This is a genomic window from Halorubrum ezzemoulense DSM 17463 (genome assembly GCF_002114285.1).
Classification (GTDB): Archaea; Halobacteriota; Halobacteria; order Halobacteriales; family Haloferacaceae; genus Halorubrum; species Halorubrum ezzemoulense.
In genome coordinates this window covers 18,906-40,831 of sequence record NZ_NEDJ01000026.1, presented here as the reverse complement: position 1 = coordinate 40,831, position 21,926 = coordinate 18,906, and the positions used below count along the sequence as shown (strand labels likewise).

General features: G+C 68.9%; 19 protein-coding genes and 1 pseudogene. 12 read left to right on the top strand and 8 right to left on the bottom strand.

The window, feature by feature from the left end:
- A pseudogene (locus tag B9H04_RS09085) lies at positions 1–1,026 on the bottom strand (hypothetical protein); the annotation flags it as partial.
- A 115-nt stretch (positions 1,027–1,141) separates the two neighbouring features.
- Positions 1,142–1,600, bottom strand: a complete 459-nt coding sequence (locus B9H04_RS09080) for a hypothetical protein (RefSeq protein ID WP_049931879.1) — start codon at positions 1,598–1,600, stop codon at positions 1,142–1,144.
- A gap of 56 nt (positions 1,601–1,656) precedes the next feature.
- On the opposite strand from B9H04_RS09080, the gene B9H04_RS09075 reads away from it, so the two are divergent.
- Complete coding sequence (locus B9H04_RS09075) at positions 1,657–2,724, top strand: ABC transporter ATP-binding protein (RefSeq protein ID WP_085682625.1); 1,068 nt, start codon at positions 1,657–1,659, stop codon at positions 2,722–2,724.
- Positions 2,721–3,584 carry an ABC transporter permease gene (locus tag B9H04_RS09070; RefSeq protein WP_049931883.1) on the top strand — a complete coding sequence of 288 codons (864 nt, stop codon included), beginning with the start codon at positions 2,721–2,723 and terminating at the stop codon, positions 3,582–3,584. Before B9H04_RS09075 ends, B9H04_RS09070 begins: the two co-directional genes overlap by 4 nt.
- On the opposite strand, the gene B9H04_RS18675 is transcribed toward B9H04_RS09070, so the two are convergent.
- The 3 genes from B9H04_RS18675 to B9H04_RS09060 all read right to left on the bottom strand — a co-directional run bounded on the left by B9H04_RS18675 (position 3,578) and on the right by B9H04_RS09060 (position 5,275).
- Positions 3,578–3,754: a hypothetical protein gene (locus B9H04_RS18675; RefSeq protein ID WP_155120039.1), complete on the bottom strand. Its 177-nt coding sequence runs from the start codon at positions 3,752–3,754 to the stop codon at positions 3,578–3,580. The two genes, B9H04_RS09070 and B9H04_RS18675, sit on opposite strands and share 7 nt — an antisense overlap.
- 75 nt (positions 3,755–3,829) lie before the next feature.
- Positions 3,830–4,468, bottom strand: a complete 639-nt coding sequence (locus B9H04_RS09065) for a bifunctional 4-hydroxy-2-oxoglutarate aldolase/2-dehydro-3-deoxy-phosphogluconate aldolase (protein WP_049931885.1) — start codon at positions 4,466–4,468, stop codon at positions 3,830–3,832.
- 60 nt (positions 4,469–4,528) lie between these two features.
- Positions 4,529–5,275: an IclR family transcriptional regulator gene (locus B9H04_RS09060; RefSeq protein ID WP_049931886.1), complete on the bottom strand. Its 747-nt coding sequence runs from the start codon at positions 5,273–5,275 to the stop codon at positions 4,529–4,531.
- 324 nt (positions 5,276–5,599) lie between these two features.
- Here B9H04_RS09060 and B9H04_RS09055 point away from each other — a divergent pair, with 324 nt between their 5' ends.
- Genes B9H04_RS09055 through B9H04_RS09030 form a run of 6 tightly spaced genes read left to right on the top strand, consistent with a single transcriptional unit; the run spans position 5,600 to position 12,034 of the window.
- Positions 5,600–6,934, top strand: a complete 1,335-nt coding sequence (locus B9H04_RS09055; RefSeq protein ID WP_049931888.1) for a sugar ABC transporter substrate-binding protein — start codon at positions 5,600–5,602, stop codon at positions 6,932–6,934.
- 18 nt (positions 6,935–6,952) lie between these two features.
- Positions 6,953–8,023, top strand: coding sequence for a carbohydrate ABC transporter permease (locus B9H04_RS09050; RefSeq protein WP_049931889.1), 1,071 nt, complete (start codon positions 6,953–6,955; stop codon positions 8,021–8,023).
- A complete protein-coding gene (locus B9H04_RS09045) occupies positions 8,023–8,859 on the top strand; it encodes a carbohydrate ABC transporter permease (protein ID WP_049931890.1) in 837 nt (278 codons plus the stop codon). Before B9H04_RS09050 ends, B9H04_RS09045 begins: the two co-directional genes overlap by 1 nt.
- 3 nt (positions 8,860–8,862) lie before the next feature.
- Positions 8,863–9,984 carry an ABC transporter ATP-binding protein gene (locus B9H04_RS09040; RefSeq protein WP_049931891.1) on the top strand — a complete coding sequence of 374 codons (1,122 nt, stop codon included), beginning with the start codon at positions 8,863–8,865 and terminating at the stop codon, positions 9,982–9,984.
- A gap of 6 nt (positions 9,985–9,990) precedes the next feature.
- Positions 9,991–11,139: a galactonate dehydratase gene (gene dgoD, locus B9H04_RS09035; protein WP_049931892.1), complete on the top strand. Its 1,149-nt coding sequence runs from the start codon at positions 9,991–9,993 to the stop codon at positions 11,137–11,139.
- 40 nt (positions 11,140–11,179) lie between these two features.
- Positions 11,180–12,034, top strand: a complete 855-nt coding sequence (locus tag B9H04_RS09030; protein WP_085682624.1) for an SDR family NAD(P)-dependent oxidoreductase — start codon at positions 11,180–11,182, stop codon at positions 12,032–12,034.
- Between the two features lie 640 nt (positions 12,035–12,674).
- Here the strand turns inward: B9H04_RS09030 and bga are convergent.
- Entirely contained in the window at positions 12,675–14,786 is a 2,112-nt protein-coding gene (gene bga / locus B9H04_RS09025) for a beta-galactosidase Bga (RefSeq protein WP_049931894.1), read from the bottom strand.
- A gap of 121 nt (positions 14,787–14,907) precedes the next feature.
- Between bga and B9H04_RS09020 the strand changes: the two genes are divergently transcribed.
- Together B9H04_RS09020 and kdgK1 are read left to right on the top strand one after the other, a co-directional pair.
- On the top strand, positions 14,908–16,929 hold the full coding sequence (locus B9H04_RS09020; RefSeq protein ID WP_049931895.1) for a glycoside hydrolase family 36 protein: 2,022 nt from the start codon (positions 14,908–14,910) through the stop codon (positions 16,927–16,929).
- A gap of 89 nt (positions 16,930–17,018) precedes the next feature.
- Positions 17,019–17,975, top strand: a complete 957-nt coding sequence (gene kdgK1 / locus B9H04_RS09015) for a bifunctional 2-dehydro-3-deoxygluconokinase/2-dehydro-3-deoxygalactonokinase (RefSeq protein WP_049931932.1) — start codon at positions 17,019–17,021, stop codon at positions 17,973–17,975.
- A 75-nt stretch (positions 17,976–18,050) separates the two neighbouring features.
- Here the strand turns inward: kdgK1 and B9H04_RS09010 are convergent, their stop codons facing one another.
- Positions 18,051–18,500: an acyl-CoA thioesterase gene (locus B9H04_RS09010; protein WP_049931896.1), complete on the bottom strand. Its 450-nt coding sequence runs from the start codon at positions 18,498–18,500 to the stop codon at positions 18,051–18,053.
- 180 nt (positions 18,501–18,680) lie between these two features.
- On the opposite strand from B9H04_RS09010, the gene B9H04_RS09005 reads away from it, so the two are divergent.
- Positions 18,681–20,288 carry a methyl-accepting chemotaxis protein gene (locus B9H04_RS09005; protein ID WP_049931897.1) on the top strand — a complete coding sequence of 536 codons (1,608 nt, stop codon included), beginning with the start codon at positions 18,681–18,683 and terminating at the stop codon, positions 20,286–20,288.
- Entirely contained in the window at positions 20,281–21,021 is a 741-nt protein-coding gene (locus B9H04_RS09000) for a G protein-coupled receptor family protein (RefSeq protein WP_085682623.1), read from the top strand. The genes B9H04_RS09005 and B9H04_RS09000 overlap by 8 nt, the downstream gene beginning before the upstream one ends.
- A gap of 67 nt (positions 21,022–21,088) precedes the next feature.
- Here B9H04_RS09000 and B9H04_RS08995 read toward each other — a convergent pair whose 3' ends face one another.
- Entirely contained in the window at positions 21,089–21,916 is an 828-nt protein-coding gene (locus B9H04_RS08995; protein ID WP_085682622.1) for an undecaprenyl-diphosphate phosphatase, read from the bottom strand.
- Between the last annotated feature and the right edge of the window lie 10 nt (positions 21,917–21,926).

Here is a 21,926-nt window from a genome sequence, read left to right as displayed (position 1 = left end):
GTCGTCACCGCGTCGCAGGAGCGTGTCGTTGCCCCACCCCGCCGCGGCCTCGGCAGCGCGCGATTCTGCCACCCCCTCCGTCAGCGCGACCTGGAGGCGGAGCTCGCCGACGGTCCCGCGGGATTGCCACTTCCCTCCGGCTCGGACTGACAGGGGAACCGGCGGCGCTTCGTCGGGTCGCAGCCCGTGAACGAGCTGCTCCGTCGTCTCCGGGGGCGTCTCGTACACGGCCGGCAGCTGTCGCGGCGACTCGGCGCGGGCCGCGACGTGGCGATAGCCGTAATAGTAGCCGGCCCTGGACAGCTTCCAGGCGTTCGGTCTGGCCCGCTCGTAGGCCGCCCGGCGCTCGGCCCTGAGATCGATCCCCTCCAGGTAGCGCTCGGCGTAGACATCGGCGACGTACTCTGCGGCCCCCTCGCGGACGGCGGCGAACATCCCCGGTGAGACGTTCGCCTGAACCTGTGTCAGTTCCTCGTCGGTCAAACAGAAATCGGTCTCGATCTGGACGACGTGTACGTACTCGTGGGCGAGCGTGGCCTCGACGTCAGCGACGGGGTCGTCCCCGCCGATCCCCACGTTCACTCTCGAGTAATTACCGTCGGTGAAATCCGGGGGAGCGACGTAGCCGTCGGGGCTGGTCAGCGTCACGTCTCGACTCTGGTTCTCGTTTAACCCGATTAGGTTGCCGAAGCGGTCCATGTTCCCGTCCAGATCGGTCTGCGAGAAGGTCTGCTCGCTGGCCGGAGCGACCCTGACAACAGGGGCGGGAACCTCCGCGGGCGACAGTCCGTGGAGGTCGAGCACGCGCAGCCAGACCACGGTGGTGTTCACCGGGAGCCTGTCTCCGTCACCTCGGACCTCGACCCGGGAGGCGTCGGGAGGCGCAGTGCTGGCTACCGACTCGGGAGTCTCGGCCCCCGTGGCCCCACGGCAGACGTCGTCTGCCGGCGCCGACCCAGCAGGTCCCAAGGACCCGCCGCATCCCGCGAGTACCACGCAGAGGGCGAGGAGGGCACCGTACCGCATCGTGAACGCCCTGAGTCTCGTCGATAATAAAATTCGGTCTGCTCAGGTGCCGTCTCGCGGGTCCGCCCGGCCGTCGCGGCGTATCTCAGTAGAGCCGGTGATCACGACCGGCCGGTCAGGTCTCCGCCCGCTCGCGCAGCGCCGACAGCGTCCCGGCCTCGCGGAGGTCGTCGACCGCGCAGTACCACGCGCCGCGCACGCCGTTCAGGTCGTTCTCGACCGGGCGCTCCAGCGGCACGAGGTCGTCGAACTCGAAGACGACGACCACGCGCTCCTCCGAAAACGGGTCGATGAGCGCCTTCCAGTCGGCCTCGTCCATCGGGCCGGGCTCACCGCGGGTCTGCTCGGTGCGGGCCGTGACGCGGGCGTAGTGCGTGACCGCCGACACCGGTTCGGTCCGGTAGAAGGCCATGTACGCGAAGTCGGCGCGGGTGCGGTCGTACGAGCGCGGCGCGGGGTAGAAGCCGGCGCGACAGCGCTCGAAGGTGTCCGGCTGGGTCGCGACGACGCAGACGCGGGCGTCGCCGGGCGCGTCGTCGTCGGGGGCGTCCGCCGCGAACTGGTCGAGGTCCATGTCCGCGTTGGGGCGCGAGCGCGGATATATCCCCGCTCGGCTCGTACCCCGGATCAATGGCACGGAGCGCGGCGAGCGCGAGCGATGGTCCCCGCAAGCGCGACGAGACCCGGAGCGCGGACGACGACGCGTCGACGGACGGGCTGACCGGCCCGCCCGCCCTCTCGGTCGAGCGGCTCACGAAGCGGTTCGGCGACGGCGACGACGCGGTGACGGCGGTCGACGACGTGAGTCTCGCGGTCGAGCGCGGCTCCGTCGTCGGGCTGCTCGGACCGAACGGCGCGGGTAAGACGACACTGATCAAGTGCGCGCTGGGCATCGTCGTCCCCGACGCGGGGTCGATCCGGGTGTTCGGCAACGACGTGGGCGACGGCCGCCGCGCGGCCTACGCCGACGTGGACGCGATGTTGGAGGGCGCGCGCAACGACTACTGGCGGCTCACGGTCCGGGAGAACCTCCGGTACTTCGCGACGATCAGCGGAGTCGACCCCGACTCCGTGGCGGCGCGTCACGACCGCCTGCTCGACCGGCTCGACCTGGCCGACAAGGCGGACACGCCCGTTCGGGACCTCGCGCGCGGCATGAAACAGAAGGTGTCGCTGGCGAGCGTGCTGGCGGGCGGCGCGGAGCTGGTCTTCCTCGACGAGCCGACGCTCGGGCTCGACGTGGAGAGCGCGCGGACGCTCCGGGCCGAGTTACGCCGGCTGGCGGTCGAGGAGGGGCTCACCATCGTCGTCAGCAGCCACGACATGACGACGATCGAGGCGGTGTGCGACCGCGTCGTCATGCTGTCGAACGGGCGGATCGTGGCGGACGACAGCGTGGAGGCGCTGCTCGGCGCGGCCGCGAGCGACGCGGTACGCGTGGCCAGCCCGGACCTCGACGCCGAGGCGGTCGCGGGCCTCCGCGAGGCGTTCGAGGTCCTCGACGTTGACCGCGAGGCGCGCCCGCCCGCGGTGACGGTCGCGGCCGGCGGCGACCGGCTGTACGACCTGACCGACGCGCTGCGGGCGGCCGGCGTCACCGTCTCGGACATCCGCACGGTCCAGCCCGACCTCGAAGAGGTGTTCCTCGAACGCACGGGGAGCGACCTCGGTGCCCCGTCCGGGGGTGACCGGCGATGAGCGCGGACACGAGCCCGCCGGAGGATCCGGGCGGCGCGGCCGCGGCCGAACCCGGCGACGGAGTGCGGCCGGACGACGAGCCCCGGCCGGCCACCTACTACCACTTGGCGCGGGCGGTCCTCTATCGGGAGTTCCTGATCTTCGTGCGGTACCCGGCCAACGCGATCGGCGGGATCGTGGTGTCGCTGTTCTTCTTCGCCGCGCTGTTCCTCGGCGGGCAGCTGCTCGCCGGACAGGCGCTGGCGGACTCGATCGAGGGGATCGTTGTCGGCTACTTCCTGTGGACGCTGTCGGTGGGCGCGTACTCCTCGGTGTCGAACGACATCGGCAGCGAAGTGCAGTGGGGGACCCTCGAACGCCACATCACCACGCCGTTCGGCTTCGCGCCCGTCGCCCTGCTGAAGGGGGTCGCGAAGGTGGTGCGCACCTTCCTCACGAGCGCGGTGATCCTCGCCGTGATGCTCCTCGCGACCGGGACGCGGCTCAGCCTCGCGCCGGTGACGGTGGTCGCCGTCGCCGGGCTGTCGATCGTCTCGGTCCTCGGGCTCGGCTTCGCCGCGGGCGGCGTGACGGTGCTGTACAAGCGGATCGGCAACTGGCTCAACCTCCTCCAGTTCGGGTTCGTCGGGCTGATCTCGGCGCCCGTCTTCGATCTCCCGTGGACGCGCGTCCTCCCCTTGGCGCACGGCAGCGCGATGCTCCAGCGCGCGATGGTCGACGGGACCCGACTGTGGGAGTTCCCGCCCGCCGACCTGGCGCTGCTCGTCGCGGTCGCCGGGGGCTACCTCGCCGGAGGATACCTCGTCTTCCAGCTGGCGACGCGCCGAGCGCGGCGGCTCGGCGTGCTCGGCGACTACTGAGCGTCGTCGTCGGCCGCCGTCATCACGGCGTACGTCAGCGCCACGGGAATCGCCGCGCCGAGCGCGCCGGTCGGGACCAGCGAGGTCGGCGCCCCGACCAACAGCAACAGTCCGACCGCGACGCCCGCCGCCGCGACGCCGGCGAGGAACACCCGTCCGGACTTACGCATACCCGAACGACGTTCGCGGCGGCATATGTGCGTGTCGGGTCGGGACCTCCCCTCGTCGAGTCGGAGCCACCCGGTTCACTCCCGCGCGGCCGACACGGCCTCGACCACCGCCCGCGCGTCCGCGGCGATCCGGTCGTACGCCCCCGCCTCGATCGCGTCGTGATCGACGATGGCGCCGCCGACCCCGACCGCCGCCGCGCCAGCCTCGACGTACGCGCCGGCGTCGTCCGCCGTCACGCCGCCGGTCGGGACGAGCGGGACCTGCGAGAGGGGCCCGCCGAGCGCCGCGACGTGGGCGGGACCGCCGGTCTTCGCCGGGAACACCTTCACGAAGTCCGCGCCGGCCTCGAACGCCTCGATCGCCTCTGTCGGCGTGTACGCGCCGGCCGCGATCGGCGTCCCGTACCGGTTCGCGGTCCGGATCACCTCTCGGTTCACCGTCGGCGTCACGACGAACTCGGCGCCGGCGAGCTGCGCCGCGCGGGCGGTCTCCGCGTCGAGGACGGTGCCGACCCCGACCGCGGCGTCGTCGACGCGCTCGGCGACCGCCTCGATCGCGGCCGTCACGTCCGGCGTGTCCGCCGTCACCTCCAGGGCCGTCACGCCGCCGTCGGTGACGGCGTCGGCGACCGCCGGGGCCTCTTCGACGCCGACGCCGCGGAGGATGGCGATCACGCCGCTGTCCGTGATCCGGTCGAGTCGGTCGGTTCGCATGGCGAGTATCTTTCGGGGAGGGGTATTAAATTAAACCGTGTTGAGCGCGGTCGCGCCGCGTCACAACAGTTCGAGTTCAATAGTCTTCGCGGCGCTGGAGACGAGTCCGGCTGTGTCTTCCTCCAACCGCTTCCCCTGCATCTCGTCTGACGGGCCGGAGACGCTGACCGCGCCCACAGGGTCGCCGTCGACGACGACGGGGGAGGCGGCGCACTGCCAGTCCGGGTCGAGTTCGCCGCGGTCGAACGCGATGTTCCGGTCCCTGATAGACCGAAGTTCGGAGCGGAGCGTCGCCCGGTCGGTCACTGTCCGGTCGGTTTTCGGGTCGAGGCCGTGACGGCCGACGTACTCGTCGACCGCGTCCGCCGACCGGAACGCGAGGATCGCCTTGCCGGCCGCGGCGGCATGGAGCTTGACGCTCCCACCGATCGAGATCGGGTGGTCTCGGGCGCCGATTCGATGTAGATAGACGGCGTCCGCGTTCTCCGGAACCACGAGGTTCGCGACCGCGTTTGTGTTCCGCGCCAGTTTTCGTATCTCGCTTTGCGCCGCCTGATAGACGGGATTGCGTTCTCTCGTCCCGAACCCGATCCGCAGGAATCGATGGGTGAGCTCGTAGGTCCCGTTGGTGTTCTTCACGTAACCGAGCGTACGGAGCGTCGAGAGGTGGTTGTGAACCGCGCTTTTCGAGACGTCCATCGCGTCGGCTAACTCGGTGACTCCGGCGCCGTCACGGTCGTATAGTTCCTCGACGATCTGCATGGACGTCTCCGTCGCCTGAACAGTGATGGTGTCCGTATCTCCCATCGTTTCTGAGAGTGGTATGAGAGACAGCGGTATAACACTTGTTTAGTATAGGAGAACACAGTCACCGATAAGAGTATTATATTATGGTTGTAGTCTATAAATTAATTACATTATGCTCACACTATTGGGTTCGGACGGAATAAATTCGAAAAAACGCATATATATCGCCTCTGTTCACCTCGTGAAAACACAAATGAAGCGGTTCTGAGCCGTTTTTAGGACAAATGCCCAGTAATTTTATATAGCTGTAACGCAAGAGACTGATAGTCAGGTTCGATCATGACTAACAAACCAAACTACGCCCAATACGGGCGACGTAGACTCATGAAAGGCGCGGGACTCGCGGGGCTCGCGGGACTCGCAGGGTGTATCGGAACCGGCGACCCAGGAAGTGGGGGAGACGGCGGCGACGGGAGCGACGGCAGTGACGGGAGCGACGGCAGCGACGAGAGCGACGGCGGCAACGGCATGGCGTCGGAGATCAACGTGTGGGGGTGGGATGTTGCCGCGCGAGCGCTGATGATAACCTCTGAGGAGTACGAGTCCGAGAACGACGCGACGGTTGCCGTCGAGGAGTTCGGTCGGTCCGCGATGAAGGACCGACTCCAGACGAACCTGCTCTCGGGCTCCGGCGCGCCGGCGGTCTCCATGTTGGAGTCCGTCGACGGCCCGTCGTTCATCGACACGGGCTCCGTCGCGCCGCTCACCGACGAGATCGAGGAAGCGGGCGTTCAGGACGACTTCGTCTCCGGGAAGTGGGAGGCCCTCACCGTCGACGGCGACATCTACGCGCTCCCGTGGGACACCGGTCCCACGGCGGTGTATTACCGCCGGTCGGTGTACGACGAACACGATATCGACCCGGACAGCATCGAGACGTGGGAGGAGTTCATCGAGGAGGGCCAGAAGCTCCCAGATGACCAGTACATGCTCAACCTCCCTGAGGGGGACCTCTCCGGCGTCTGGCGGTATCAGTTCCGCCAGCTGTCCGGCGAGCCCTTCCTCGAGAGCGGCGAGGTGAACATCCACAACGAGAAGTCGCTCCGTGTGGCCCGCAATATAAAGGAGATCTATGACGCCGATATCGCGGCCAACATTGAAGGATGGACGTCCGCCTGGTTCAGCGCCTACGGCGACGCGACGATCGCCTCGCTCCCCTCGGCGGCGTGGATGGAAGGGACTCTGCGGGCCGAGCTTCCCGACACCGCGGGCGACTGGGGAGTATTCAAGATCCCCGCGCTGGAGTCGGGCGGGCCGCGCGCGTCGAACTGGGGCGGCTCCAACCTTATGATCGCCGACCAGGTGTCCGACGAGGCCCATGCGCGTGGGTGGGACTACATGGAGTTCTCGCTGGCGACCAAGGAGATGCAGCTGGCGATGTATGACGAGTACGGTCTCTTCCCGGCGCTGGAGACCACCTACGACGACCCGGTTTTCGACAAGGAACTGGACTTCTACGACGGTCAGCCCGCACGAGCGCTCTTCGCTGAGGTCGCACAGGACGCGCCCGGATACCGGTTTACCGCGGACACGCCAGAGGTGTCACAGGCCATCGAGACCGAGTTGCAGCGGATGATCAACGGCGAGCAGTCGCCCGAAGAAGCCGTCCAGGCGGCCGCGGAGACTGTCGCCGAGAACACCGATCGGGACCTCGCGTAACTCGGAGGGACCGATCGAATGGCCACTTCTGACGAGACAAACGACCGCGTCGAGCAGACGTACCGCCGACGCGCCCGGGCGAGGATACAGAGCGTCGGGAGACGGCTCAGACGAGCGGCGCGACCGGGATGGGACAGAGTGCGGTTCGCCAGGCAGGATCTGACGGCGGCGATGCCGGCGCTGCCGCGCGTCGCGTACCTGTTCATCGCACCGTTCTTCGTACTGTTCGGGCTGTTTCTCGCCTTCCCGGTGTTTTACACGCTGTATCTGTCGTTCTTCGAGTATCAGGGCGTCGGCGAAGGATCGCTGTTCTGGATCGACCTCGGCCCGCTGTACGTCGAGATTCCACAGATCGCGCAGCTGAATTTTGTCGGGCTCGGGAACTACGCCCGCCTGCTCGGCAACGATCTGTTCTGGCAGTCGATGTTCAACACCTCGTACATCCTCGCGGTTCAGGTCCCGCTTATGATTGGGCTTGCACTTGCGCTCGCACTCGCGCTGAACGCCTCGTTCATGCGTCTCAAGGGAGTGTTCCGCACCGCGATCGCGCTGCCGGTCTCGGCGAACCTCGTCGCGTACTCGACGGTGTTCCTGCTGCTTTTCAACGAGCAGCTGGGATTCCTGAACTACGTCCTCTCCGGTGTCGGGCTCGGTCCGATACCGTGGTTGACCAGTGAGTTTTGGGCTCGGAACACGATCATCGCCGCGGTGACGTGGCGGTGGACGGGGTACAATATGATTATCCTCCTCGCTGGTCTCCAGACGATCCCACAGCAGCTGTACGAGGCGGCTGAGATCGACGGAGCGAACCGGTGGGAGAAGTTCCGCTACGTCACGCTCCCGCAGCTTAAACCGGTGCTGCTATTCGTCGTCGTGTTGTCGACGATTGGGACGTTCAAGCTGTTCGCCGAGCCGTACGTCATCACTGGCGGCGGCCCGACGAACGCGACAATCACGATCGTCCAGTACATCTACCGGCAGGCGTTCGTCAACTTCAACCTCGGCTATGCGAGTGCGCTTACGGTCGTGTTCGTGGTGGTCGTTAGCATCTTCTCAATCATCCAGATCAAGCTCGGGGGTGAGGACTGATGCGCGATCAACGCCGGAAGGACGCGGTCTGGCGGTTCCTCACCTACGCCTTCGTCATCACGATGGTTGTGGTGATGATGGTACCGCTGTACTGGATGCTGGTGGCGGCGACGCTCCCACAGGAGCAGTTCCTCCAGTTCCCGCCGCGGTTGATTCCCGGCACCGCATTCCTCGACAACTTCGCGGCACTACAGGAGCGGCTCGACTTCGTCCGTACGATCCGGAACAGCGTCTTCATCGCCGTCGTCTACACGCTGCTCTCGCTCGTGTTGTGTTCGATGGGTGGTTTCGCGTTCGCCAAGTACGAGTTCAAGTACAAGGAACCGATCTTCTATACGATCTTGGCGACGCTCGTGTTGCCGATCCAGCTGCTCGTCATCCCGCTGTTCCTGCTGATGGCACAGCTGGACTGGACAAACACCTTCCGGGCGATCATCCTCCCGTGGGCGGCCAACCCCATCGGAATCTTCCTCATGCGGCAGAACATGAAATCGATCCCGGACGCGCTGCTCGAATCCGCCCGGATGGACGGCGCGACGGAGTTCCAGATATTCTATCGGATCGCCTTACCGACAATGCGGTCGTCGCTGGCCGCGCTGGCGATCATCCTGTTCCTGTTCCAGTGGGACCTGTTCTTGTACCCGCTCGTGATCCTCGAGTCGGCAGACATGTACACCATCCCCATCGGACTGGCGCAGCTGACCGGGTTCCAGCGGATTTACTACGACCAGATCATGGTGGCGGCGACGCTTGCCATCGTTCCGATGGTCGTGTTGTTCTTAGTGCTACAGAAACAGTTCGTCAGTGGCATCCTCGCGGGGTCGCTCAAAGAGTAACCAATGTCAGGAATCAACATCACGGAATTAGACAAGGTGTACGACTCCGGAACCGAGAACGTGGTCGCCGTGGAGAGCCTCTCCGTCGATATCGACCACGGCGAGTTCCTCGTATTGGTCGGGCCGTCCGGCTGCGGGAAGTCGACGACGCTCCGCTGTCTCGCCGGTCTTGAGGACGCGACGGCGGGGACGATACGGTTCGACGGCGAGGATGTCACGGAGTACCGGGCCAGCGAACGGGACGTGGCCATGGTGTTCCAGAACTACGCGCTGTACCCGCACATGACCGTCCGGGGTAACATCGGCTTCGGGCTGAAGCTCTCGACGAAGCTGACCGGCGACGAGATCGAAGCGAAAGTTGAGGACGTCGCCGAAATGCTCGGGATACGCGAGTTGCTCGACGAGAAACCGAAGGCACTCTCCGGGGGGCAACAGCAGCGCGTGGCCCTTGGACGGGCGATCGTTCGAGAGCCGTCTGTGTTCCTGATGGACGAGCCGCTCAGCAACCTCGACGCCAAGCTCCGCTCAGAGATGCGGACCGAGCTACAGGAGCTACAGGCCGACCTTGACGTGACGACGGTGTACGTCACCCACGACCAGACGGAGGCGATGGCGATGGGCGATCGGATTGCCGTGATGGACGGCGGTGTACTCCAGCAGGTCGGGTCGCCGGAGGAGGTGTACCGCTCGCCTGTGAACCGGTTTGTCGCCGACTTCATCGGATCGCCGAGCATCAACCTCCTTACGGCCGACGTGGAAGACGGTACCCTTGCGGGTCCCGGGGGGTTCGCGTACGAGCTCGACGGCTCGGAGCCGGTCGACGGACACGAACGGGTCAGTGTCGGTGTCAGGCCGGAGGACATCGAGGTCGTCGAATCGGGTCGGAACGCGGCCGACGTGACGGTCGTGGAGCCGATGGGGAACGAGAACTTCCTCTACATGGAGATTGGCGGCCACGAGCTCACCGCCCGCGTCAGCCCAACGGTCCGGCCGGCGGAGGGGTCACAGGTCGCGTTCGACTTCGACGAGGCGGCGCTGTACCTGTTCGACGTCGAGACCGGCGACGCGCTGAAAACCAAAACGGACTCCGTCGACAGCGCTGTCGTCGGAACGACACAGAACTAAGCGATCATGTACATCACCGACTACGAGCTGTTCGAAGTACCGCCTCGCTGGCTATTCTTGAAGCTCACAACGAGCGACGGTACCGTCGGCTGGGGAGAGCCGATCGTGGAAGGGCGCTCGCACACGGTCGTCGCGGCCGTTGAGGAGCTGCTCGACAACTACCTGCTCGGCGAGGACCCGACGCGGATCGAGGACCACTGGCAGGCGATGTATCGCGGGGGGTTCTACCGCGGGGGCCCCGTGCTGATGAGCGCCATCGCCGGCGTCGACCAGGCGCTGTGGGACCTCAAGGGGAAGCAGTTCGGCGCGCCAGTCCACGAGCTGCTCGGCGGCCGCGCGCGCAACCGTATCCGCGTCTACCAGTGGATCGGCGGGGACCGGCCGGCAGACGTCGGCGAGGCCGCCAGCGAGAAGGTCGACGCGGGGTTCTCGGCGCTGAAGATGAACGCGACCGCGGAGCTGCGGCCGATCGACACCCCGGCCACCGTGAACGACGCGGTCGACCGGATCGCGGCCGTCCGGGAGTCCGTCGGCGACGATGTCGACATTGGGGTCGACTTCCACGGGCGCGTGTCGAAGCCGATGGTTCGGCGGCTTGCGGCCGCGTTGGAGCCCTACGACCCGATGTTCATCGAGGAGCCGGTGTTGCCCGAGCACAACGACTCGCTCTCGGGGATCCGGCAGTCGACGACGATCCCGATCGCGACCGGCGAGCGGATGTACTCGCGGTGGGACTTCAAGGAGGTGCTCGAGGCGGACGCCGTGGACCTGATCCAACCCGACGTCTCGCACGCGGGGGGGATCACCGAGATGAAGAAGATCGCGTCCATGGCCGAGGCGTACGACGTGTCGATTGCGCCGCACTGCCCCCTCGGGCCCATCGCGCTCGCGTCCTGTATTCAGGTCGACGCCTGCACGCCGAATGCGCTGATCCAGGAGCAGTCGCTCGACATCCACTACAACGAGACGAGCGACGTGCTGGACTACCTCGCCGACCCGGCGGTGTTCGAGTACCGCGACGGCTTCGTCGACATCCCCGGCGGCGACGGGCTCGGGATCGAGATCGACGAGGAGCACGTCCGGGAACAGCACGGCAACGTTGACTGGCACAACCCCGTCTGGCGGCACGACGACGGCTCCGTGGCGGAGTGGTGATCCGGATGCTGACACAAACGCGGCGACGCGGGAGAGAGCGATGACCCGCCGACACGAATCACCGACCGACCACGCGGTGCCCCGACGCTTCGCCGGGAAGACCGCTATCGTCACGGGGTCGACGCGCGGCATCGGTGCCGGAATCGCGGAGCGGCTGGCCGCCGAGGGCGCGAACGTCGTCGTCAGCGGCCGCACCGTCGAGGCCGGTGAGGCCGTCGTCGACCGGATCGCGGACCTGTCCCCAGATGAGTCGGCCGACTGCGCGCCCGCCGGCGACGTGACGTTCGTCCGCGCCGACATGCGCGACCCGGACGACGTGGCGGCGCTCGCCGAGGCGGCCGTCGAAGAGTACGGCTCGCCCGACGTGCTCGTAAACAACGCCGGCGTCCAGACCGAGACCGCGGCTGACGAGGCGACGCTCGACGACTGGGCGTTCGTCGTCGGGACGGACTTCCGTGCGTACTGGCTCGCGGCGCGGGAGGCGCTCGACCACATGGACCGGGGGGCGATCGTGAACGTCTCGTCAAACCACGCGTACGCGACGATGCCCGCGCACTTCCCATACAACGCGGTGAAGGCGGGGATCAACGGCATGACGCGGTCGCTCGCCGTCGACTTCGGCCCCCGGGTCCGGGTGAACACGGTCGTGCCGGGCTGGGTCGAGATCGAGCGGACGCGCGACGAGCTCCCCGAGGGGCGGTTCGAGGAGGTCGAGTCGATCCACCCGACCGGCCGGATCGGCACGCCGGCCGACGTCGCCGGGGCCGTTTCCTTCCTCGCGAGCGAGGACGCCGCCTTCGTCACGGGCGCCGCCCTCCTCGTCGACGGCGGCCGCGGCGCGGTGATGCAGGACGACACCCTCCCGGACTACCGGGCGCGAGAGCGCTCGGAGTAGCCGGTCGAGGAAGATTCCGAATTGGTGGCTGTTGAACTGCTCCGACGATCACACACTGTGAATCGTCGTGATCAATACGGGGACGGCAACGGGTGAGGGCGGGAGTGCGTATCGCAGGTCGCGAGTGCGGTCGTTTATAACTGATCGAGTGGTGTTGCTGGTAGCTGTTTATAGGCGCTCGACGACGCGGTGAACACCTCTAAAGCCCCAGTCGCGAGGACTCGATGCGCTCGCTGCGGTCCTCAGTCGGTCGTTGCCACTCCCTCCCTGCGGTGCTTGCGTCGCCTGTGGCGGTTTCGCGGCTGCCCCTTCGATTCCCGCCCCGGAACAGCACCGCAGCCTCAACCTCCCCATCCTCGTCGCTGGCGGCCGTCGCTTCGCTCCGCCCGCCACCGACTTCCTCGCGCGGCGCCGCTCGCGGGCCTCCGGCCCGCTCCCGGGCCCGCGCCGACCGCTTCGTCCATTTATAACCGATCGACGCCGTGGCGCACGCCTATTTAAATATCTTATTCGCACCACCGATCTACAACACTCACTCCCGCTATCGATCAGGTAGCACTCTTCAACGACCGGCTGTTTCAGGCGAAAAGGTTTAACAATGGGATTCAGCGGAGCCGTATGTTTCGACTGACGTGTCCGACTACGGCTGAGCGACCCGCAGACCGTCCACGCGGTCGCCCTCGATGACGACGACTCCGTACGACCCCACAACGGCGGTGTCAGCGCGCGAGTCCTCGCCGCCGTCACCCGCCGCGTCGACGGCGTCCCGGTCGGCGTCGTCGACCGCGAGCGAGTCGGGGTCGATCCCGGGCAGTCGGAGCCGGTCGCCCGTGAAGTTGGTCACCCACGTGTGGCCGCCGCGGTAGCCGACGCGGACGCCGTCCGGAAGCCGATCGGCGTAACGAATACCCGCGCGGTCGAGCAGGGCCGACGCGAGCGCGTCCGCCAGGTCCGGGTCGGGCCAGACCCCGCAGTAGGTGACGCGTCCGTCGCCGACCGCGTTGGCGACGACCGCCGGTCGACCGTCCGCCGGCCCGTCGACCTCGTACGTGTACCGGACCTCAGCGGCGTCCGGGTCGAGCCACTCGGCCCAAGTCCGGAACGAGGCGGACGGCGCCGCGCCGTCGTCGGCATCGCTCCCGTCGTCCGTGGGACCGTCCGCCCGCCGGACCGCCGTTTCGAGGCGCCGCGGCAGCGACTCGTGCTGGTCGACGGCCGCGCCGACGAGGTCGGTCAGCGGGCCGGGCTGCGACGTCGGTCGGAGCTTGTTCTCCGCGTCCTTCACGCCGGTTCGGGGTCCGAAGAGGACCTCCCCGCCACCGGCGACGTAGTCGGTCAGCCGGTCGGCGAGGTCCTCGGTGACGAGGTGGAGCGCGGGCGCGACGACGGCGGCGTATCCGGAGAGGTCGGCGCTCGGCGGGACCACGTCCACCTGGACGCCGCGACCGCGGACGGCGCCGTAGAACGCCTCTTGGAGCGCCCAGTAGTCGAACTCCGGGGCGTGGGGCTGCGCGTCGAGTGCCCACAGGGAGTCGTAGTCGAAGACGACCGCCACCGGCGCGTCCACGTGGTCGGCGCTGTCGAGCGCCGCGAACTCTTCGCTAGCGCGCGCGGCGTCAGCGTACCCGCGGTCGGGCGAGCCGTCCGCCTTCCGGAGGCCGGCGTGGTACTGCTCTTGCCCCTCGAGACAGCGCCGCCACCTGAAGTAGAGCACCGCGTCGGCCCCGTGAGCGGCGGCGTGGTGGGCCCACAGCCGCATCGCGCCCTCGCCCGGCTGGGGGCAGTGCGGCGGCCAGTTGACGTCGCCCGGCTGCTGTTCCATCACCCAGAACGGCCTGTCGAGCGCGCTCCGGTAGAGGTCGTGGTCCATCCCCACCTGGTCGGGGTCGCCGGCCCGCAGCTGGTCCGGCGACGCCTCCCCGTCGTAGCGGTCCTGAACGAATCCCGTCGGGTAGGAGTCCCAGGCGACGCGGTCGAGGTCCGCGCTCACGTCGTAGGCGTTCAGCGTTGGGAACCGTCCCATGAAGTTGTGAGTAACGAACCAGTTTGGGTCGGCCTCGCGTATCAGGTCGGCCTGGAGGCGGTTGTACTCGACGACCGAGTCGCTGGCGAAGCGCGCGTACGCCAGCAGCCGTGAGGGGTGGTGCTCCGCGGGGGTCGGCCCCGGCGGGTCGACCTCCTCGAACGAGCCGTACTGCTGGCTCCAGAACGCGTTCCCCCACGCCTCGTTGAGCCGGTCGATGTCGCCGTAGCGGTCCGCGAGCCACGTCCGGAACGCCTCGGCGCAGTCGTCGCAGTAACAGCGGACGGTCCGATGACAGCCGAACTCGTTGTCCGTCTGCCAGCCGGCGACGTGCGGCGAGTCGGCGTACCGTTCGGTGACCCGCTCGACGATCCGTGCCGTCTCCTCGCGGTAGGCGGTGGAGTTGAAACAGTAGTGGCGGCGGCTGCCGTGTTGACGGACGGTGCCGTCGGGCTCTTCCTGCCGGATCGACGGCCGCTCGTCGACTAGCCACTTCGGCGGCGTCGCCGTCGGCGTACATAACACCGCCTCCATCCCGTGGTCGCCAACGAGCTCGATCGCCTCGTCGAGCCACCCGAAGTCGAACTCCCCGCGCTCGGGCTCAAGAACTCCCCACGAGAACTCCGCCATCCGCACGTATTCGAGGCCGGCGTCGGCCATCGCGGCGATGTCGCGTTCCCACTCTTCGCTCGGCCAGTGTTCCGGGAAGTAACAGACTCCGGTTCGCATGGCTCACCGTGTCGACCGTGTCACCTAAGCGTTCGGATAGGCGGAGTCGACGGCGGTCGGCCTCCGCCCGACGGGGCGCTCGCGTGGCAGGGTATTTGTGGGGGCACGGAGAGGGTGTGATATGAACGAGGGCAGGGCGCACACCACCGCAGTCACGTACGACCCGACCGACCGCGAGGTCACGGTCGCGGACGACGCCGGCGACCTCCTCGTCGGGAGCCTCCACGCGGCGGCGACCGACGGGGAAGACGGGCGGGTGCGGGTCGCAGCGGTGTCGCTGTCGACGGAGGGCGGCGGCGTGACCGCGACCGTGACCGTCGAGAACGCCGGCGAGGAACCGGTCCGAGTCGGCGACGTGACGTGCGCGTTCGACACCGCGTTCGGCGCTGACGCGCGTGTGTACCGGCACGGGTACCAGTCGTGGACGCCGACGGGGACGCTCTCCGTCGGAGAGCGGTTCCCGATCGAGGACCCCGACAACGCCCCGATGATGAACGACCTCGCGGCGTCGACAGACGACCGGGTCAGCAGCTACCTGACCGGGCTCGTCGAGGGGGATCGCGGCGTCACGGCGGGGTTCCTCGAACACGACCGGTTCTGTACGCGGTTCGAGGTGGCCGACGACGCCGACGGGGTCGCGACGCTGCGCGCGGTGTGTCCGCTGGAGGGGACGCGCTTGGCGCCCGGCGAGCGGACCGAGCTACCGCCGTTGTGGGTTGACGCCGACCGCGACCTGCGGGAGGGACTGGCCGCGCTGGCCGACCGCGTCGGCGAGCGGATGGACGCTCGCGTACCCGAGCGCGCGCCGACCGGGTGGTGTTCGTGGTACCACTACTTCACCGATGTCACCGAGGCGGACGTGCGGGAGAACCTCGCGGAACTCAGAAGGTGGGAGATCCCGGTCGACGTGGTCCAAGTCGACGACGGCTACATGGAGGCGTTCGGTGACTGGCGGTCGATCGCCGACGGGTTCGAGGATATGAGCACCGTTGCGGGTGACATCGCGACCGCGGGGTACCGCCCGGGATTGTGGCTCGCGCCGTTCTACGTGGAGGCCGGCGCTGACCTGTATGCCGACCACCCGGACTGGTTCGTCACGGAGCCGACGGACGGCGCTGGCGACGGTCCGGGAACGCCGGTCGACGGCGGCTTCCGCGCCGGGTCCGAGCTGTACGGGCTCGACACGACGCACCCAGAGGTCCTCGACTGGCTCCGCGAGACCGTCTCGACGGTTGTCGACGAGTGGGGATTCACCTACCTGAAGCTCGACTTCCTCTTCGCGGCGGCACTCCCCGGCGAGCGGCACGACCCCGAGGCCACCCGGATCGAGGCGTATCGGCGGGGCGTGGAAGCGATCGCCGAGGCGGCCGGCGACGACGCGTTCCTCCTCGGCTGCGGCGCGCCGATGGCCCCGAGCGTCGGGCTCTTCGACGCCATGCGGGTCGGCCCGGACACTGACCCGACATGGGAGACGCCGGGGGAGTCGGGGAGTCAGCCGGGGCTGAAAAACGCCGTCCGCAACACACTCACCCGAAACTTTCTCCACCGGCGGTGGTGGCTCAACGACCCCGACTGCCAGCTCGTCCGAGACACGAGCGACCTCACCGCGGCCGAGCGTGAGTCGTTCGCGGCGCTCGTCGCCGCGACCGGCGGCGTGAACGTGTTCTCTGACCGGCTCGCGGAGATCGGTGCGGCCGGCCGCCGGCTTCTCGAACGGACGATCCCGCCCGCGACCGGCGGCGAGGTCGGGCGACTCGACGAGGAGCGGTTCCCGTCGCGAGTCGTCTGCGACCGGCCGGGCGACGGGGCCACGACCGTCGCCCTGTTTAATTGGGCGGACGAGCCGTCGACCGTCAGGTTCGACGCGCGCGAGCACGGGTGGAGGGGGGGACCAGAATCGGACCGGGTCGTCTGGGACGGGCTCTCCGGCTCGGTTGTTGCCGGTCCGGTCGTCGAGCGCGAGCTGCCGCCGCACGGCGCGGCCGTGTTCGCCGTCGTCTCGGCCGAGGACGGCGACCTGCTCGGCGACGCCGCGACGCTCACGGGGGGGTCGGACCGCGCGTCGGGGGCGACCGTTCGAGACGGGGCCCTCACGGCGGCGGTCGACGGGGAGCGCGTGACGTTCGCGCTCGACCGCGAGTGACGACCGCCGCCGATCACCCGTTCTTATAATTGGTCGAGCGTAGCACCGGGTATGAACACGTTCGAGACCTGCTGTGTGGGGTGGCGCCGATGACCGACCTCGTGACCTTCGGCGAGACGATGCTCCGGCTGTCGCCGCCGCGCGGCGACCGGCTCGGGACGACGCGCGAGCTGGCCGTCCAGGCCGGCGGCGCGGAGAGCAACGTCGCGGTCGGCGCGGCGCGGCTCGGCGCCGACGCCGCGTGGCTGTCGAAGCTCCCGGACTCGCCGCTCGGCCGGCGGGTGACGAGCGAGCTCCGAAGTCACGGGGTCAGCCCGGAAGTCGCGTGGGCGGACCCGGACGAGAGTCGGGTCGGGACGTACTACCTCGAACACGGCGGCGCCCCGCGCGGGACGAACGTGATCTACGACCGCGCCGACGCCGCGATCACGACCGTCGAGCCCGACGAGCTCCCCGCGGCGCCGCTCGACGGCGCGGAGTGGTTCCACACGACGGGGATCACGCCGGCGCTGTCGCCGGCCGCCGCGGAGACGACGACCGCGCTGCTGCGCCGCGCGGGCGAGGCGGGCGCCACCCGCTCGTTCGACCTGAACTACCGGTCGAAGCTGTGGGGGCCCGACGAGGCGCGCGACGCGTACGAGACGCTGTTCGAGCACGCCGACACCCTGTTCGTCCCGCACCGGGACGCGCGGGCGGTGCTGGACCGCGACGGCGACGCCGTCGAGGTCGCCCACGGCCTCGCGACCGACCACGCCCTCGACACCGTGGTGGTCACCCGCGGCGACGAGGGGGCGACGGCGCTCACGGGCGGCGACGTGTACGAGCAGACGGTGTTCGAGGCGGAGACGTTCGACGCGATCGGCACCGGCGACGCGTTCGTCGCCGGGTTCGTCGCCGAGCGACTGCGGGGCGGCGATGTCTCCGCGGCCCTGGAGTGGGGGTCGGCGACGGCGGCCGTGAAGCGGACGACCGACGGCGACCTCGCGGTCACGACCCGCGCGGAGGTCGCGTCCGTCATCGACGGCGCCGACCGGATCAGCCGCTGACGCGTCGAGCGTCGCGCGCGCGGCGGTCGGCCCGCACGTTCGGTGGTCCTCGTCCGGATCGGTCGTCTCGGCCGCTCAGCGGTCCTCGTCTGGCTCCGCAGCGAGCGCCTCGTCGCGGAGTTCGCGGCAGCGCTCGCCCGCGACCTCCAGGTCCGGGACGGGCGTCGGCTCCCCGTCGGCGTCGACGGCGACGAACACGAAGTACGACTCCGTGGTGAGCTCGCGCTCCCCGGTCCGCGGCGACTCGCGGTACGCGCGGATCCGCGTCCGGAGGCTCGTCCGCCCGACCGCGTACACGTACGACTCGATGACGCAGGTGTCCCCCTGCGGGACCGGCCGCTTGAAGTCGAGCTCGTTGATCTTGGCCGTGACGCAGGTCTCGCCCGCGGCGCGCATCGCCGACATCGCGCCGATCTCGTCCATCCACTTGACGACGTTCCCCCCGTGGGCCGACGCGTAGTTGTTCGTGTGGGTGGGCTGGACGCGCTGGCGGTTCTCGATGTAGGTCTCGCTGACGCTGGGCATGGATACGGGTGGCACGGCCGAGGGAAAAGCCCGCGCCCCAGCGCGTCGCCGGCTCGCAGTCGCTCGATTTCCGATCGCCGACCGCTCTGCCCGCGGCTCGCACGCTCGCCGCTCTGATTATCGATCCCGGTAATTTCGCCTGTACTCCTAAGTAAGGTGGTTATTACTCTCCGATCATACATGCTGAACGTAATCACCGGGCGGTACGGTCGACGCGTCGGGGCGGCGGTGCTCTCGACCCTCGTCGTCACGCTCGGGTTCGTCGGCCTCTTCGCGGGCCACGTCGCGACGGTCGGGACGCCGGAGGCCGCGACCGCGTCGCTCATGGGGATCGGCGTCGTCCTCACCCTGAACCTGGGCCTGCTGGGGATCGTCATGGTCGGCAACGTCGCCGTCGAGCTCCGGCGGCTGACGCAGACGGCCGAGGCCGTCGGCCGCGGCGAGTTCGACGCGAGCGCCAGCTCCGACCGCGGCGACGAGATCGGGCGACTCTTCGACGCCTTCGACGAGACCCGGCGGTCGCTGCGGGACGCGGTCGCCGAGTCCGAACGCGCGAAGTCGGAGGCGGAGACGGCCCGTGAGGAGGCCGAGGAGCTCTCCGACACGCTGCTCGAACGCGCCGACGAGATCGGCGGCGCGATGGAGCGGGCGGCCGACGGCGACCTCTCCCGACAGCTCTCTGAGGAGAGCGAGGTCGACGCGATCGAGCGCATCACGGCCGCGTACAACGAGATGACCGGCGGGCTCTCGACGACGATCGAGGACATCCAGACGTTCGCGGGCGACGTGGAGGCGACGAGCGAGGAGATGGCCGCCGAGGCCGACGACGTGGCCGCGATGAACGAGGAGGTGGCCGACGAGATGCGAACGCTCGCCGACGAGTTGGACGAGCAGACCGACCGGCTGCGCGAGACGGCCGCCGACACCGACGACTTCTCGGCGACCGTCGAGGAGATCGCCTCCACCACCGACGAGGTGGCCGGCGACGCGAGCGCCGCGGCCGAGCTCGGCGAGGAGGGCGAGCAGCGCGCGACTGAGGCGGTCGAGGCGATCGTCGAGATCGGCGACCTGCTGGCAGAGCTCGACGACCTCGTCGCCGGGCTCGACGACCGGATGGACGGCGTCGCGGAGACGACCGACGTGATCGCCGACATCGCTGAGCAGACCAACATCCTCGCGCTGAACGCCTCCATCGAGGCGTCGCGAGCGGGTGGTGACGGCGACGGCTTCGCGGTCGTCGCCGACGAGGTGAAGGGGCTCGCCGAGGAGACGCGCGAGTCGACGACGGCAATCGAGTCGACGATCGGCGAGGTGACCGACGACGTGTCGGCGGTCGCCGGAGAGATGGACCGGACGATGACGGAACTGGACGACACGACCGCCGCGGTCCGGGCGGCGGGCGAGGCGATCGAGGAACTCACCGGCACCGTCGAGGACGTCGACGTCGCGATGGGGGACATCGCCCGCGCGACCGACGAGGGCGCCGAGGGGATCGAGTCGGTCGCGGCCCGCGTCGAGGAGGTCCACAACTCGGCGACCGACGCGGCCGACCGCGCGCGGACGCTGGCCGAGACCGCCGACGACACCGCCGAGACGGTTGGCGACCTCGCGGAGACGGCGACGGCGCTCGCCGAGCGGACCGCGTCGCTCACCGAGCGGCTCGCCCAGTTCGAGACGCGCGGAGACGCGGCCGACGTCGCGGCCGCGACGACCGCGACGGGGACGGACGCTGGGACGGAGCCCCCGGCGGGCGCCGCCGGCGACGCGGAGGTGAGCGCCGATGATTGAGCCGTCGACGGTGCGGTTCGCCTCGGCGGGGGTCTACGCGGTCTCCGCCGTCGTCCTCCTCGCGCTGGCGCGGCGTAAACCCCCCGAGCTGCGGCGGTACTGCTACCCGTTCGTCGCGGTCGTGGCGCTCGCGGGCGTCGGGATCGGGACGTGGGGCGCCGGGATCGGGGCGTTCTCGGTCGGGAGCGGCACGCTGGAGGCGGGGCAGCTGCTCTCCGACTACGTCGCGTACCCCTTCCTGTGCGGGTTCGCGGCGTTCGTCTCGGGGGCGGGCCGGCGGTACGTCTGGGGGATCGTCGCGCTCACCGTCGCGATGCGGCTCGGCTACGACTTCGCGGAGGTGTTCGAAGGCGCGCTCGCGACGGCGGGCACCCTCGGGATCCTCGTCGGGTACGCGACGCTGCTCGGGTTGTTCTTCGGCCCGATCGCGGGCGCGGCCGCCCGACAGCCGCCCGCCCGGGAGCTGTTTTACAAGAAGACGCGGAACCTCGCGCTGTTCGCGTTCGGCGTCCTGATCGCGTGGGCGATGTTACAGATCGCCGGGCTGTTCGATCAGTTCTCCGCGGCGGTGACCTTGGAGTACCTCGACCTCCTGCTCCGGGTCGGGTTCGCGGGCTTCGTGTTCGCGAACGTGGAGACGCTGGCGGCCGAGGCCGACTCCGAGATCGGCGAGGAGGACGGTGATGCGGGTCGGGGCACGACCGCGACGGTGTCGGTGTCGAGCGCGGACTGAGTCGGCGTAATCGGACTTTTTACGCAGCCGGGAAACCCGTAGACGGGTTGCCGTCGCGTGATTCAGTTCACACGAGCAGCGCGATCCCGCCCCCGCCGACGATCGCGAGCGCGCCGAGGGCGAAACACACCGTCGCGAAGGGGACGCGCTCGACGACGCGCATGAGCGCGTCGATCGTCAGGTAGCCGACGACGCCGCTCACGCCGAGCGCGACCGCCGCGGGCACCGGCGCGATCCCCGGCAGGCCGCCCGCGCTCGTGACGGTGAGCGCGGCCGCGCCGACGCTTGCGGGAATCGACAGCAGAAAGGAGAGCCGAAACGCGGTCGGGGGGTCGTAGCTGCGGAACAGCAGCGTGCTCGCGGTCACGCCCGACCGGGAGATGCCGGGAAGGATGGCGAACCCCTGCGCGGCGCCGACGAGGACCGAGTCGACGAGCGAGGGCGTCTCGCGGCCGCCCATGCTCACCGTGTCCGAGGCCCGCTGGAGCAGGCCGGTGACCACGAGGAGGACGCCGATCGCGGCGACGAAGACGCCGCCCGTGAGTTCGCTGACGAGGTCGACGGCGAGGACGTATAACGGAATCCCGACGAGCCCGGTGAAAAGTGACGCCACGACGACGTACGTCGCGATCGCGTGGTCCGCGTCGTACGCCGTCGCGGGGCGCCACCCGGGGATCGCCCTGAGGATGGTCGCGATCTCCGCGCGGTAGTACGGCGCGGCCGACAGCGTCGTCCCCAGCTGGAGGAATAAGGCGAGCTGGACGGCCACCGCGGGGTCGGTGCCGACGAGCGTGAGCACGAGCGAGAGGTTCCCCTGACTCGAGACGGGGAGCCACTCGACGACCCCCTGAACGATCCCGGCGAGTATCGCAACGAGCAGCTCCGTGGTGGTCACTACCCGAATC